Source organism: Dermacoccus sp. MPR-E5, assembly GCF_058809565.1.
The window spans coordinates 136,040-150,638 of record NZ_JBXASS010000001.1 but is presented as its reverse complement, the minus strand read 5'-3'; the positions used below and the strand labels follow the sequence as shown (position 1 = coordinate 150,638).

11 protein-coding genes and 1 riboswitch are annotated in these 14,599 nt (G+C 70.8%); of the genes, 7 read left to right on the top strand and 4 right to left on the bottom strand.

Features of this window, described 5'->3' with window-relative positions:
* Positions 1-115: 115 nt before the first annotated feature.
* Entirely contained in the window at positions 116-1,276 is a 1,161-nt protein-coding gene (locus AC1RS9_RS00615) for an aminotransferase class I/II-fold pyridoxal phosphate-dependent enzyme (RefSeq protein WP_492920177.1), read from the bottom strand.
* Between the two features lie 98 nt (positions 1,277-1,374).
* On the opposite strand from AC1RS9_RS00615, the gene AC1RS9_RS00610 reads away from it, so the two are divergent.
* Both AC1RS9_RS00610 and cobF read left to right on the top strand, forming a co-directional pair.
* Complete coding sequence (locus tag AC1RS9_RS00610; RefSeq protein WP_492920175.1) at positions 1,375-2,826, top strand: cobyric acid synthase; 1,452 nt, start codon at positions 1,375-1,377, stop codon at positions 2,824-2,826.
* 3 nt (positions 2,827-2,829) lie between these two features.
* Positions 2,830-3,618 carry a precorrin-6A synthase (deacetylating) gene (cobF, locus tag AC1RS9_RS00605; protein WP_492920173.1) on the top strand — a complete coding sequence of 263 codons (789 nt, stop codon included), beginning with the start codon at positions 2,830-2,832 and terminating at the stop codon, positions 3,616-3,618.
* 97 nt (positions 3,619-3,715) lie between these two features.
* Here cobF and AC1RS9_RS00600 read toward each other — a convergent pair whose 3' ends face one another.
* Genes AC1RS9_RS00600 through cobN form a run of 3 tightly spaced genes read right to left on the bottom strand, consistent with a single transcriptional unit; the run spans position 3,716 to position 9,812 of the window.
* Complete coding sequence (locus tag AC1RS9_RS00600) at positions 3,716-4,075, bottom strand: VOC family protein (RefSeq protein WP_006945370.1); 360 nt, start codon at positions 4,073-4,075, stop codon at positions 3,716-3,718.
* Positions 4,075-6,135 (bottom strand): 5,6-dimethylbenzimidazole synthase, encoded by a 2,061-nt coding sequence (gene bluB, locus AC1RS9_RS00595; RefSeq protein WP_492920171.1) that lies wholly within the window; start codon positions 6,133-6,135, stop codon positions 4,075-4,077. Before bluB ends, AC1RS9_RS00600 begins: the two co-directional genes overlap by 1 nt.
* Positions 6,132-9,812 (bottom strand): cobaltochelatase subunit CobN, encoded by a 3,681-nt coding sequence (gene cobN / locus AC1RS9_RS00590; RefSeq protein ID WP_492920169.1) that lies wholly within the window; start codon positions 9,810-9,812, stop codon positions 6,132-6,134. The genes bluB and cobN overlap by 4 nt, the downstream gene beginning before the upstream one ends.
* Positions 9,813-9,870: 58 nt before the next feature.
* Positions 9,871-10,003: riboswitch (cobalamin riboswitch) on the bottom strand.
* Here cobN and AC1RS9_RS00585 point away from each other — a divergent pair.
* The 5 genes from AC1RS9_RS00585 (at position 10,003) to AC1RS9_RS00565 (ending at position 14,558) form a co-directional block, all read left to right on the top strand.
* Complete coding sequence (locus tag AC1RS9_RS00585; RefSeq protein WP_492920167.1) at positions 10,003-11,301, top strand: ferredoxin-like domain-containing protein; 1,299 nt, start codon at positions 10,003-10,005, stop codon at positions 11,299-11,301. (Overlaps the previous riboswitch by 1 nt.)
* Positions 11,298-11,969, top strand: a complete 672-nt coding sequence (locus AC1RS9_RS00580) for a precorrin-8X methylmutase (RefSeq protein ID WP_038568351.1) — start codon at positions 11,298-11,300, stop codon at positions 11,967-11,969. The genes AC1RS9_RS00585 and AC1RS9_RS00580 overlap by 4 nt, the downstream gene beginning before the upstream one ends.
* Positions 11,969-13,546: a precorrin-2 C(20)-methyltransferase gene (locus AC1RS9_RS00575; protein WP_492920165.1), complete on the top strand. Its 1,578-nt coding sequence runs from the start codon at positions 11,969-11,971 to the stop codon at positions 13,544-13,546. Before AC1RS9_RS00580 ends, AC1RS9_RS00575 begins: the two co-directional genes overlap by 1 nt.
* Positions 13,547-13,619: 73 nt before the next feature.
* A complete protein-coding gene (locus AC1RS9_RS00570; RefSeq protein WP_338810782.1) occupies positions 13,620-13,910 on the top strand; it encodes a hypothetical protein in 291 nt (96 codons plus the stop codon).
* Between the two features lie 264 nt (positions 13,911-14,174).
* Positions 14,175-14,558 carry a phage holin family protein gene (locus AC1RS9_RS00565; protein ID WP_492920162.1) on the top strand — a complete coding sequence of 128 codons (384 nt, stop codon included), beginning with the start codon at positions 14,175-14,177 and terminating at the stop codon, positions 14,556-14,558.
* Positions 14,559-14,599: the final 41 nt, after the last annotated feature.

Sequence of the window (14,599 nt, the reverse complement as noted above, 5' to 3'; positions counted from 1 at the left end):
GGTCGGTGGGGCCCGAGCCCGCGGACGATCGCCACGAGCCGGGTCGTGCCCTCGTGGCACGACGGCCAACCCTACGTGGTGCCCGCGGCTCGCGCCGAGCGCCCCCAGGCCGCCGTCAGTCGCCGAAGATGCTCATGCGCTCCAGGCGGTCGAAGGCCTCGTCGATCTGCTCCTCGCCGACGGTGACAGCGAGACGCAGGAACCCTTCGCCCGACGCGCCGAACGCGGTGCCGGGGATCGTCAGGATGTGGGCTTCCTCGACGATGCGCGCGGCGCACTCGAGCGACGTCAGACCGGTCTCGCGGATGTCAACCCACAGGTAGATGGTGCCTTGCGGCTCGAAGGCGTCCATGTGCGGCAGCCGCTGCACGCGCTCGTAAGCGCGCTGCAGGCGGCCGCGGTAGAGCTCCTTGACGGGCGGACGCAGCTCGGCGCGTCGTTCGAGAGCGTTGAGGGCCGCGCGCTGCGAGATCGAGGGCGCGGTGAAGACGTTGTTCTCGTTGACGTCACGCGCCGTCGAGACGAAGTCGGCCGGGGCGAGGATCCACCCGATGCGCCAGCCCGTCATGAGGTAGTCCTTGCTGAACGACCCGATCGTCAGGGTACGCTGCGCCATGCCGGGCAGCGACGCGAACGGCACGAACGGCTCGCGGTAGGTGAACAGCGTGTAGATGTCGTCCGCGACGACGACGAGGTCGTGCTCCGTCGCGACCCGCGCGACGCCTTCGAGCGTTTCGCGGCTCCACTGCACACCCGTCGGGTTGCACGGCGTGTTGACGATGACGGCGCGCGTGCGCGGCGTGATGGCGGCCTCGAGGTCGGCGATCGTCACCTGGAAGCCGTTCTCCTTCGTCGTCGGCACGAAGACGGGCACGCCGCGCGCGAGACGCACCTGGTGCGGGTACGGCGTGAAGTACGGCTCGATGACGAGCACCTCGTCACCGTCGTCGAGCAGTGTCTCCATGACGAGCCACATCGCGTGGCAGCCCGACGTCGTCACCATGACGTCGTCGATGCTGCGTTCGAGACCGTAGTCGTCGCGGTACATGTCGACGATGCCCTGGCGCAGCTCCGGGTAACCCAGGCTCGAGGTGTAGTGCGTGTGGCCGGCCTTCGCGTCGGCCGCGGCAGCCTCGATGATGCCGGCGTCGGTCGTCAGGTCGGGGTCGCCGAGGCTGAAGTTGATGACGTCGTCGAACTCGCGCGCACGGTCGGCGATGACGGACATCTGCGTCGCGGAACCCGCCTGGTAACGGGAGGAGATGAAACGAGGCACGGTGCGCCTTTCGAGCTGGTGGCCCCGCGGATCTCGCGGGGCCCGACGCAGCCATCATGCCGCAGAGCGAGACCTCGTGAAACGTTTAGGGTGGGGGCGTGAATGGCCTCCTCGTGACCGGTACCTCCTCCGATGCGGGCAAGTCGCTCGTCGTCACCGGGCTCGCGCGGGCGTGGGCGCGACGCGGGGTGCGTGTGGCCCCGTTCAAGTCGCAGAACATGTCGAACAACTCGATGGTGTGCCGTGACGGCAGCGAGATCGGGCGCGCGCAGTACCTGCAGTGCGAGGCTGCGGGCGTCGAGGCCGCGAGCGTGCACAACCCAGTCCTGCTCAAGCCGGGCAGCGACCGGGAGGCGTTCGTCGTCCTGCGTGGCCGACCGGCAGGGCGGTTGCGCGCCGGTGAGTACGCGACGGGCCGGCGTCACCTCGCGGACGCGGCGTTCACGGCCTTCGAGGAGCTGGCGGGCGACGTCGACGTCATCATCGCCGAGGGTGCCGGCTCCCCCGCCGAGATCAACCTGCGCGGCGGCGACTACGTCAACATGGGGCTCGCGCGCCGCTTCGACCTGCCCGTCGCCCTCGTCGGCGACATCGACCGCGGCGGTGTGCTCGCCGCGCTGTACGGGACGTGGGCGTTGCTCGACGACGACGATCGTCGCCATCTCGCGGCGTACGTCATCAACAAGTTTCGCGGCGACGCGTCCGTCCTCGAGCCCGGCCTCGACGAGATCACGCGACGTACCGGCCTGCCCTGCCGCGGCGTGCTGCCATGGCTCGAGGATGTGTGGCTCGACTCTGAGGATGCCTTGTCGATCGGTCGGTGGCGACCGAGTCTTGCGGGCGGCGATGCAGACGAGGCGCGTCTGAGCGTCGCCGTCGTCCGGTTTCCGCGCACGAGCAACGCGACCGACGTCGATGCTCTCGCCGCTGAACCGGGCGTCGACGTGAGGGTGACGACGGACGCCGACCTGTGCCGTGAGGCCGACCTGCTCGTCTTGCCGGGCAGTCGCGCGACCGTCAGTGATCTGGCTTGGCTGCGCGCCCGCGGGCTCGCCGACGTCGTCGCCGACCGCGTTCGGCGTGGGGCGCCGGTGCTCGGCATCTGCGGCGGCTACGAGATGCTCGTCGACCGGCTGGAGGATTCCGTGGAATCCGGTGTCGGGGCGGTCGACGGGCTCGGGCACCTGCGCGGATCGGTGAGGTTCGAGGCGGAGAAGACGTTGGCTCGGCCCGCTGGAACGTGGCGGGGCGAGGACGTCGACGGCTACGAGATCCACCACGGTGTCGTCACCGCCGAACCGAACTTTCCCGGCGGTACGTGCGCGGGGGCCGTGTGGGGCACGATCTGGCACGGCACCCTCGAGAACGACGGATTCCGGCGGGCGTGGCTGCGTGACGTCGCCCGCGCGTCGGGCTCGGCGTGGGTGCCTCGCGACGGCGCGATGGGGTTCCGTGCCCGACGTTCAGCCATGATCGACGCCCTCGCCGACGCCTGCGACGAACACCTCGACGTCGACGCGCTGCTCGACCTGGCGATGAGGAAGGGCTGAATCATGACGGACACCACGACCCCTCGCGAGGTTCGCGTCATCGGTATCGGCGCGGGCTCCCCGCGTCATCTGACGCTCGAGGCGATCGACGCGATGCGTGAGGTCGACGTCTTCCTCGTCGCCGACAAGGGCGATGAGAAGCGCGAGCTCGTCGAGGTGCGCGAGGCGCTGTGCCGCACGCATCTGGCCGAGGGCAGCTACCGGTTCGTCGCGCTCCCCGATCCGCGGCGCGGCCCCGACGCCGAGCGTGACGCGCGCCAGTACACCGACGGTGTTCTCGATTGGCACGACGCGCGCGCTCACGCGTGGGGCGAGGTGATCGACGCGCTAGAGCCGGGAATCGTCGTCGGATTTCTCGTCTGGGGTGACCCCGCGTTCTACGACTCGACGATCCGCGTCGTCGATCGACTGGCGCGCCATCGGCCGGTGAACTCGGTTGTCATTCCGGGCATCTCGGCGTTCCAGACCCTCGCCGCGGCGCACGGCATCGTGCTGCACGAGATCGGCCAACCGGTGCACGTCACGACCGGTCGACGGCTCGTGACTGAATGGTCCCCCGGCCTCGGAACGGTCGTCGTCATGCTCGACGGGCACCTCGCCTGCCGCCACCTCGTCGAGACGCACCCTGACCTCGTCATCCACTGGGGCGCGTATGTCGGCATGCCCCAGCAGACGCTGCGCGCGGGCCGCCTCGTCGACGTCATCGACGAGATCGTCGACGTTCGTGCCCGCCTGAAGCAGGAGCATGGCTGGGTCATGGACGTCTACGCGCTGAGCCTGCCGGCATCCTGACGAGTGGCCCCGCCGTCGGCCACCGCACTCCTGGGTCTCGTTCCTGAGAGGCGGGATGTCGTGAGAGCCGCGATCGCGCCATACAGGGTTTCAGCTCTCAACCGTCGAGGATGCAGAACTCGTTGCCGTCTGGGTCGGCGAGGACGGCCCAGCCGAGGTCGCTGCGGCGATCGTCGACCATCGTCGCGCCGAGGGCGAGGGCACGCTCGATCTCGGCATCACGCGTCGAGGCCTGAGCCCGCAGATCCATGTGGGCGCGATTCTTCACCTGCTTCGCATCGGGCACCCGGTAGAACAGCACGATGGTGCCGTTCGGGGCCTCGAGTGAGCACTCGTCCGAGCCGGGACGGTACGACTCCGGCTCGGCGATCTCCCATCCCATGAGTGCGCGCCAGAACTGCGCGACGGCGAACGGATCGCGCGCGTCCCAGGTCGTGTGGGACAGATACAGCCCCATCAGCTGTCTCCTGCCGCATCACCGTCGCCGAGTACGCCGCCGGCATCGGTCGTGCGCACGGAGGCGCGGCGCGCGTCCAGCGCCTGCAAGATCATCCCCGCAGCGAGACACGCACCGACGCCCTCGCCGGCGCGAAGGCGCAGGTCGAGCAGTGGTTCGAGGCCGAGTTCGTCGAGCACGAGACCGTGCGCGCTCTCCCGGCTGCGCTGACCCGCCACGAGATACGCCTGGACCGACGGCTCCATCCGTGCGGCCGCCAAAGCCGCGACAGACGTCGCCAGTCCGTCGAGGACGATCGGCGCGTGCGCCTCAGCGGCGCCGAGCACGACACCTGCGAGCACCGCGACCTCCGGCCCACCGACCTGCGTGAGTGCCAGGCGGGCACGCTCGCCCCGATTCGTGGCGACGTCACGTGAGCCTTGGCTGCGCTCCAGTGCGGCCTCGACCACGCGCTTCTTGCGCGCCATCATCGCGGCATCCGCGCCCGATCCGAGGCCGAGCACAGCGTCGGACGGAGCCTCGAGCAGCGCCGCCGCGAGAGCAGCGGCGATCGTCGTGTTGCCGACGCCGACCTCGCCGAGCACGACGAGACCGCTCACCCCGGCCCTCGCCCCGAGCCGCCGCCCGGCCGCAAGACACGCCTCGACGTCGTGCGGGGTGAGCGCGTCGGCGTCAACCAGGTCACCCCGTGGCCCCACGAGGTCCACGCGCTCGGTGGGGACGCCCGCGGGAAGCTCATCGGCACCCGATGCAGGCGCCGGCTGCCGCCCGTCCACGCCGGCATCGACGACAAGACAGGCAAGGCCGGCCGAACGCGCATGTGCCGCTCCAAGGGAAGTGCCCGCCCTGGCCGCGCGCATGACGTCGGCCGTCACGGACGAGGCGTAGGCGCTCACGCCGTGGCGGGTGACCGGGTGGTCGGCACCGGCCAGGACCAGTGTGCCGCCGGCGACGTCCGGCCCGGCGATGGCGGCGACCCGGTTGACGACGCGGTCGAGCACCCCGAGCGCCTCCGGCGGAGCGAGCAGGCGGTCGGCGTCGTCGCTGGCGACGACGAGACGGGCGCCTTCGGGGCCTGCGAGGTAGGACGGTGGCGGCCCGGTCGGACGCAAACCTGACGCGGGGGCCCCTGAACCGAACGCCGCAGGGCCGCCGTCGACACCCACGGTCTCCGGTCCGCGTGCCGTGGCATCGATCTCACCCGTCTCGGGCCAGCGTTCTGCCAGCACGACGTCGTCGAGGGCCAGCTTGGCCGACCATGCGGCGCGCTGCAGACCTGGTTCGGGCGGACGCTCGTCGGGCCAGCCGAGGCACATCCAGCCGAGGGTCTCGACGCCGTCGGGCAGGCCGAGCAGATCAGCCAGATCGGCGGGTTCGAACAGCGTCACCCACCCCATACCGAGTCCGTGGGCGCGCGCCGTCAGCCACATGTTCTCGATGGCGCACGCGCATGACCAGACGTCCGTGTCGGTGAACGTCGCCCGCCCGAGCACGCCCGCTGCGGGCACGCGCCGGTCACAGGCAACGACGACGCCGACGGGCGCCTCGCGCAGCCCTTCGAGCTTGAGGTCGAGCAACCGCGCCGCCCGCTCGGGCAGCATCTGACGCGCCTGCCGCAAGCGTGCCGTGTCCGCGAGGTGCGCAGCGCGATCCCGGGTTGCCGGATCGCTCACGACGATGAACCGCCACGGCTGTGAATGGCCGACCGACGGGCCGGCATGACCCGCAGCGAGCACCTCGCGCACGAGCTCGTCCGGCACCGCGTCGGGGCGGTAACGCCGAATGTCACGACGCGCCCCGATGACGTCGGCGAGGGCTTCCTGCACCTGCGCGCCCATGGACCAGCCAGCCGGATCATCGCGGCGTTCGCGCGCCGACGAGGCGTCACCGATGACAGGCGTCGGACGACGGAAGCCATCTCCGTCGCTCGAGTCGGCGATCCGAGAAGACTCCGCGAGCGAGGCGTCGCCGGCGTGACGCAGAATCCCCTCGACATCCGGGGACGGCGCACCCCGCGCAGGCCCTGCCGGCACTCCACGCAGCGACTCGTCGGGGCTCACTCCTCCAGCTCACCTTCGACGTCGAGGTAGACCTGCTGCATCGCGGCGACGGTCTCGGGGTTCGGTTCCGCCCACAGTCCACGCTCGGCCGCCTCGCCGAGCTTCTCGATGATGCCGCGCAGCGCCCACGGGTTCGCATGGCGCATGAACGCCTGGTTCGTCTCGTCGAGCACGTACTCGGACGCGATCGACTCGTACATCCAGTCGGGCACGACCTGGCTCGTCGCGTCGAAACCGAACAGGTAGTCGACGGTCGCGGCGAGCTCGAACGCGCCCTTGTAGCCGTGGCGCTGCATCGCCGAGATCCAGCGCGGGTTGACGACGCGGGCGCGGAAAATGCGGGCGGTCTCCTCCGTCAGCGTGCGGGTGCGCACGGCGTCAGGGCTCGTCGAATCTCCCACGTACGCCTTGGGTTCGGCACCCGTCAGTGCCTTCACCGTCGCGACCATGCCGCCGTGGTACTGGAAGTAGTCGTCGGAGTCGAGGATGTCGGATTCGCGGTTGTCGACGTTCTTCGCCGCCACCTGGATGCGTCGATAGTTGCGCTCCATGTCGTCGCGTGCTGGCGCGCCGTCGAGGTCGCGGCCGTACGCGAACCCACCCCACGCCGTGTAGACCTCCGCGAGGTCGTCGTTGCTGCGCCAGTTGCCCGACTCCATGACCTGCAGCAGGCCCGCGCCGTACGAACCCGGTTTCGAACCGAAGATGCGGGTGCGGGCGCGCCGCTCGTCGCCGTGCGTCTCGACGTCGGCGAGGGCGTGCGCGCGCGGGAAGTTCTGATCGAGCGGCTCGTCGAGGTCGACGACGAGCTTGACGGCGTCGTCGATCATCGCGACGACGTGCGGGAAGGCGTCACGGAAGAACCCCGAGATGCGGACGGTGACGTCGATGCGCGGACGCCCGAGCTCCTCGAGGCTGATCGGTTCGAGCCCGACGACGCGGCGTGACTGCTCGTCCCAGATGGGCATGATGCCCAGCAGTGCAAGGATCTCGCCGATGTCGTCGCCGCTCGTGCGCATCGCGGAGGTGCCCCACGCCGACAGCCCGACCGATTCGGGCAGCGCGCCCTCGTCCTCGCGGTAGCGGGCGATGAGCGAATCCGCCATCGCGCGGCCCGTCTCGTACGCGAGGCGGCTCGGGATCGCCTTCGGGTCGACGGAGTAGAAGTTGCGGCCCGTCGGTAGGACGTTGACGAGCCCGCGCAGCGGCGAACCGCTCGGGCCGGCGGCGACGTACCCACCGTCGAGCGCGTGCAGCACGGAGGTGATCTCCTGCGGTGTCTGCTGCAGACGCGGCACGATCTGGGTGCAGGCGAACCGCAGGGACGCCTCGACGTCGGCGCGGTCGACGCCGGCGACCTCGTCGTCCGCCAACCCCGCGAGGTGCGCCTCGACGACATCGGAGACCGACGCGGCATCCCACCCGGCAGCAGCCAATGCGGTGACGAGGGCGTGCGCGTGCCGCTCGGCGTTGTCGGTGGCGTCGCGGTCGTCACTCGTCGGGTCGAGGCCGAGCGCGGTGCGCAAGCCCGGCAGCCCGTCCTTCGCACCGCCGAAGAGCTGGTTGGAGCGCAGCATCGCGACGACGAGGTTCGTCAGGCCCTCGCCCTCGGGCGCGGCGCCGAGCACGTGCAGACCGTCACGGATCTGCACGTCCTTGATCTCGCACAGCCACCCGTCGACGTGCATGACGAACTCGTCGAACGAATCCTCGTCCGGCATGTCCTCGAGGCCGAGGTCGTGGTGCAGCTCGGCCGCGCGGATGAGCGTCCAGATCTCGCCCTGCAGCGCCGGCGCCTTCGCCGGGTCCATGACGCTGACGTTGCCGTACTCGTCGAGCAGCTGCTCGAGGCGGGCGATGTCGCCGTAGCTCTCGGCGCGCGCCATCGGCGGCACGAGGTGGTCGACGATCGTCGCGTGCGCGCGTCGTTTGGCCTCGGTGCCCTCGCCGGGGTCGTTGACGAGGAAGGGGTAGATGAGCGGCAGCGAGCCGAGCGCGGCATCGGTGCCGCACGAGGCGGACATGCCGAGGCTCTTGCCCGGCATCCACTCGAGGTTGCCGTGCTTGCCCATGTGGACGACGGCGTGGGCGCCGAACTCCTCCTCGATCCACCGGTAGGTCGCGACGTAGTGGTGCGTCGGCGGCAGGTCGGGGTCGTGGTAGATCGCGATGGGGTTCTCACCGAAGCCGCGCGGCGGCTGCACGAGGATGACGAGGTTGCCCGCCTGCAGTGCCGCGGTGACGATCTCGCCGGCCTCGTCATGGGAGCGGTCGACGAACAGCTCACCGGGCGCCTCACCCCAGTGCTCGCTCATCCCCTCGCGCAGATTCTCGGGCAGGCGGGCGAACCACTCGCGGTAGAGCGCTGCGGGGATACGTACGTGCGCGTCGGTGAGCTGCGCGTCCGTCAACCACTCCGGGTCCTGCCCGCCCGCGGCGATCAGGGCGTGGATGAGCGCGTTGCCCGCGGTCGTGTCGAGCTCCTCGCCCTCGATCGGTTCGACGTCGTCGAGACCGGGGATCGCGCCGCGTTCGCCGAGGTCGTAACCGGCCTCGCGCATGGCGCGCAGCAGCCGGATCGTCGAGACGGGCGTGTCGAGGCCAACGGCGTTGCCGATGCGCGAGTGCTTCGTCGGGTACGCCGACAGCATGACCGCGATGCGGCGCTCCGACGGGTCGAGATGACGCAGCCGCGCGTGCCCGACGACGATGCCCGCGACGCGGTCGCAGCGCTCCGGGTCGGCGACGTAGGACGGCAGGCCGTCCGAGTCGAACTCCTTGAAGCTGAACGGAACCGAGATGATGCGCCCGTCGAACTCGGGCACCGCGACCTGCGTCGCGACGTCGAGCGGCGTCATCCCGTCATCGGAGGCGGCCCACTGCTCACGGCTCCACGTCAGGCACAGCCCCTGGACGATGGGGACGTCGAGCGCGGCGAGGGCCTGGACGTCCCAGCTCTCGTCGTCCTCCCCCGCGCCCGCGGACGCCGGACGCGACCCGCCGGCCGCGAGCACCGTCGTCACGAGCGCGTCGTAACCGGCGAGGTGGTCGAGCAGTTCGGCGTCGGCCTCGCGCAGGCTGGAGACGTAGATCGGCACCCCGATGCCGCCGGCGCGGTCGATCGCGTCGGCGAGGGCATGGGCGTACGCGTCGTTGCCCGCGACGTACTGGGCACGATAGAAGAGCACCGCGACGCGGGGCTTCTTCGTGGCCGTGGCGCCGTCGGTGCTCTCGGCGTCATCGGCTATCTCGGCACGCTCGAGCACAGCCCACGACGGTGTGACGACGGGCGGTTCGAAGCCTTCGCCGGTCATGAGCAGCGTGTCGCTGAGGAACGCGTGCAGCTCCTTGAGGTTCGCCGCACCGCCCTGCGCGAGGTACTCGTGGGCCTGCGCCGCGACACCGGGCGGCGTCGTCGAACGCTCCATGAGGGCCGCGTTGGGCTCCTGCTCACCGCCGAGGACGACGACGGGACGGCCGGAGGCGGCGTACGCCGCGAAACCACTGCACAGATCCTGCGGGCCGCCGAGCAGGCGGACGACGACGATGTCGGCGCCCTCGGAGGCGTCGCCGTGCGTCGGGACGCGCCCCGGGTTGGAGACGGCGTAGTCGGCGCCGCTCGCACGGGCGCTGAGCAGGTCGGTGTCGGAGGTCGAGATGAGGGCGATGCGCGCCATGAGGGCAGCTCCTTCGCGGGTGTCCACGCCCGCGTCGTCATGAGAGGGCTCCCGTGGCACGGGAGTCGATCGTCAGGGCGTTCCTGACTCGCCGACGCACGCGTCGGACACACAGTGGCGGGACCGTCCCGGATTCGCACCGGGTTCCATCACCTGACGACCGTGCCCGAGCCTAACGGAGACGGCTCGTATGCTGCTCGCTGTGCCCGTACGAGATGTCGACGACCGCTGCCCCGGTGTGCTGCGCCCGTTCGCAGCTGCCGACGGCGCCATTGTCCGCCTGCGCGTGCCCGGTGGCCGCGTGTCAAGCCATGACCTCGTGACGGTGTGCGATCTTGCCGAACGATTCGGCCAGCCGTTCGTGCAGCTGACGTCACGCGGCAACCTGCAGCTTCGCGGCTTGGACGAGCCGCTGCCGGGCGCGTTCGTCGACGCCGTCGCGGCGCTCGGGATGCTGCCGTCAGCAACCCACGAGCGGGTGCGCAACATCGTCGCGGGGCCGGATGCGTCGCTCGATTCCCTGGTGCAGCAACTGGATTCGGCGATCGTCGACACGCCGTCGTTGGCGTCATTGTCGGGGCGATGGATCTTCGCGCTGGCCGCCGGGGACGAGACGCTGCCCGAGGTGCCGGCCGATGTCGCGTTCGCTCTCGGCGCGGACGATGACGGCTCGCGGGCCGGTGAGATGCACGTCGATCAGATGCGTGCCGGCGAAGTGCGCGTCGGTGGCCGGTCGTTCGCATGTGCTGCGCACCAGGCCGCGGCGACGCTGGTCGCTGTCGCGGAGGACTTCGTCGCGACGACGCAGCATGATGACGGGCGGTTCTGGAACGTCACCGACCTGCCCGACGATCATCCGTTCTTCGCCCGACTCGACGAGCGGGTGCGCGCCGCCGAGGTGAGCGCCGCCGATATGCCCCGCGCCGAGGCCCGGCCCGCGACCGGCACCGCGGCGGCCACGTCCAAGAGCCGCCTGGAGGTTCATCTCCCGCTCGGCCTGCTCGACGCGCCGGCCGCTCGCGCCCTGGACGAGGTGACGCAGGACGTCGTCGTCACCCCCGAGCGCAGCATCGTCGTGCGTACGCTGCGCGACGGCGCCGACCTGCCCAGCGCGACCAGGCATCTGCGCGGCGCCGGATTCGTCACCGAACCCGGTTCGGCCCGAGCGCGATTCAGCGCCTGCGTCGGCGCACCGTACTGCCGTCGCACCGACGTCTCGACGCTCGACCTCACGCGGGCCGCGGCGAGGATCTTCGACGACGGCAACTGGTGTGACACGGCGCTCGATGACAGCCGCATCGGCAGCGTCATCGCTGCGAGCACGCCCGAGCATGCCAGCGCCGATGATCGACGTGCCACCGTTTCCGCCGCACCCCGCGTCCACGTCGTCGGGTGCGAGCGTGCGTGCGGCCGCCCCGCCGGCGAGCATCATCTCGTCGTCGCCCCTCACAACCTGACCGACATCCTCGACCCGAACGGCCGCTCATGACCGACATCGCTCCCCCGACCCGCCGCTACGACTACGAGCGTGACGGGCGTGCCATCTATCGCGAGTCGTTCGCGACGATCCGTCGTGAGGTGACGCTCGACCACCTGCCCGAGGGCGTCCACCGTGCTGCGGTGCGGGTCGCGCATGCCGCAGGCGACGTCGGCGTCATCGACGAGATCGCCGGCAGCACGGACGTCGGCGAGGCCGCTCTCGCCGCGTTGCGCGCCGGCGCGCCCGTCATCACCGACTCGCACATGCTCGCCGCGGGCGTGACGCGCAGCCGACTGCCCGCCGACAACGACGTCATCTGTACGCTGCGCGAACCGCAGGTGCCGGCGCTCGCACAGGCCTGGTCGACGACTCGCTCGGCCGCCGCCGCGTCGTTGTGGGCACCGCACCTCGACGGCGCCGTCGTCGCCATCGGCAACGCCCCGACGGCCCTGTTCCACCTGCTCGAGATGCTGCTCGACGGCGCCCCGCGCCCGGCTGCGATCGTCGGGATGCCCGTCGGTTTCGTCGGCTCCGCCGAGTCCAAGGTCGCTCTCGCCGAGCATCGTCTCGACGACGGATCACAGATCCCCTGGCTGACCGTCCATGGGCGCCGGGGAGGCTCAGCCATGGCTGCGGCCGCCGTCAACGCCCTCGCGACCGAGCAGGAGATCCTGTGATGACGGGCAGCCTGTGGTGCGTCGGCGTCGGCCCCGGTGACCCCGAACTCATCACCCGCAAGGCCGCTCGGCTCATCGAGACCGCTGACGTCGTCGCCTACCACCGCGCCGGTCATCGTCCGAGCACCGCACGCGCCATCGCGGCCGATCTCATCCCGGACGGCGTCGTCGAGGAAGAGCTCGTCTACCCCGTGACGACTGGTGAGATCGACCATCCCGGCGGCTACCACGGTGCGATGGCGGCGTTCTACCTCGAGTGCGCCGAGCGCCTCGGCGCCCACCTCGAGGCCGGACGCAGCGTCGTCCTGCTCGCCGAGGGCGACCCGTTGTTCTTCGGTTCGTCGATGTACGTCCACGACCTGCTCGCCGAGCGTTTCGACGCCCATGTCGTGCCCGGGGTGACGTCGGTCTCCGCGGCGTCCGCAGGCCTGTCGACAGGGTTGTGCCGGCACGAGGACGTGCTCACCGTGCTGCCCGGCACCCTCCCCGTCACCGAGATGGCGCGCCGCCTCGCCGACACCGACGCCGCCGTCATCATGAAGCTGGGCCGCACCTTCGCGAACGTGCGCGAAGCACTCGCCCAGGCGGGCCTGCTCGAGCGCGCCTGGTACGTCGAGCGGGCGAGCCGTGACGGTGAACGCCTCCTCCCTGTCACACAGGTCGACCCGTCGCACGTGCCGTACATGTCGCTCGTCGTCGTGCCCGGGCTCGATCGACGCGCCGACGCCGCCGGCCGCGCGTCGGGAAGCGCGAGCAGTTCGAGCCGGACCGCGATGCAGCGAGTCCCCGGCGTGCTGCCCGCCGCAGCGACGTCCGAGAGGTCGGGCGAGCCCGGAACCGTGTTCGTCGTCGGGCTCGGGCCCGGCCCCGACGCCTGGCTGACGCCCGAGGCGGCTGACGTCCTGGGGCGCGTCTCGTACGTCATCGGCTATGCGCCTTACGTGGCCCGGGTCCCCACACGCGATGGCCTCGTCCGGCTCCCGAGCGGCAACACGGTCGAGGTCGATCGCGGCACCCAGGCCCTCGAACTGGCGCATGACGGGCACGATGTCGCCGTCGTCTCCGGGGGCGACGCCGGGGTGTTCGGGATGGCGTCCGCAGTCTTCGAGGCGCGCGAGCGACCCGAGAACGCCGCGCTCGCGGGGATGCCCGTGCATGTCGTTCCCGGCGTGACGGCGGCGCACGCCCCCGCCGCCCTGGCCGGCGCCGTGCTCGGAGGTGACCACGCGCTCATCTCCCTGTCCGACCGCCTCAAGCCGTGGGACGTCATCGACGCACGCCTGCGCTCCTGTGCCCGCGCCGACCTCGCGATGGCGTTCTACAACCCCCGCTCGGCGAGCCGCCCCCATCAGTTCGACCAAGCGCTCTCCGTGCTGCGTGAGGAACTACCAGGCGATCGACCCGTCGTCGTCGCACGTCATGTCGGCCGCGAGCAGGAGGCCCTCGAGGTGACGAGCGTGGCCGCGCTCGACCCCGAGACGATCGACATGGGTTGCCTCGTCATCGTCGGCTCCCAGGGCACCCGCACCACGGCGGACGGGCGCGTGTGGACGGCGCGATTCGTCCCGTCGAGGTGATCACGTCGGGCGGTCGAAAAACCGTCGGGTCGCGATGGACACAGGAGCCCCGCGGGCACGTAGCGTCAGGGGTATGAGCGACTTCACCCCCCACACCGGCTCCTCCGAGTCGCCGTCGGTCACCTACCCCGACGGCTCGACGCTCGGTGTCGAGGTGGATGGGGCCCAGGTGCATCTCGTCGCCCGCGGCGACGTCCACGACCTCATCCGCGACACCAACCTCTCGCCCGCCGAGGCCCATCACCTCGGGGAGGCGCTCGTCGAGGCCTCCGCCGAAGCCGGGGCTCCGGAGCAGCCGGGCCGACACGACCCCGCCGAGATCGACGCGCTGCTCGATCAGTTCGCGCTGGACGAGCCCGCCTGAGCCACGCGAGTCTGCCTGAGACAGATATCAGGCCGACGCGGGGTGCGGGTTCGGTTGCGGGCCGTCACGAACCCCGGTTAGATGCACGTGATACCGGAACATCACCGTTCAAGGGGGAGAACGATGCGTCGAATTCTTGTCGCCGGCGCGGCTGCCGTTTGCTTGCTCGTCGAAGGCGCGGGCCCGGCGTCCGCTGCTGAACCCACGTCGGTGACTGCCGCGTCGACCAGCGTCTCGTCTGCGTCGTCAGCACGAGCCGCAGCTGTGACCGGGGGCGTTGGGACGGCAGGCGTTGCGGCGCACGGTGCCCAGAACGTCGCGTTCGTCGACGCGTCGACGAACCATCAGTCCATCGGGCAGCAGCCCGAGCGGCGGCGCACGCCGTCCCGCAAGAAGCGTCGCAGCGGCGGGGTCGGGCGGTTCTTCGGCGGGCTCGTGTTCATGTTCATCGGGTTGCCGCTGCTCGTCGTCGCCGCGCTCGTCCTGTTCTTCATGGTGCGTCGCGGTCGCAAGCAGCGCGAGCAAGCCTTCGCGCAACAGCAGCGTCCTCAGACCCAGAACGGCCCCTACCAGGCGCAACAGGGCCCCTACCCCGGCGCGAACGGCACGAACGACGTCGACGGGCAGAACCCGACGCACCGGTTCTGAGCGACGCCGGTCAGGACACCGACCGAGCAGGCCACCCGAGA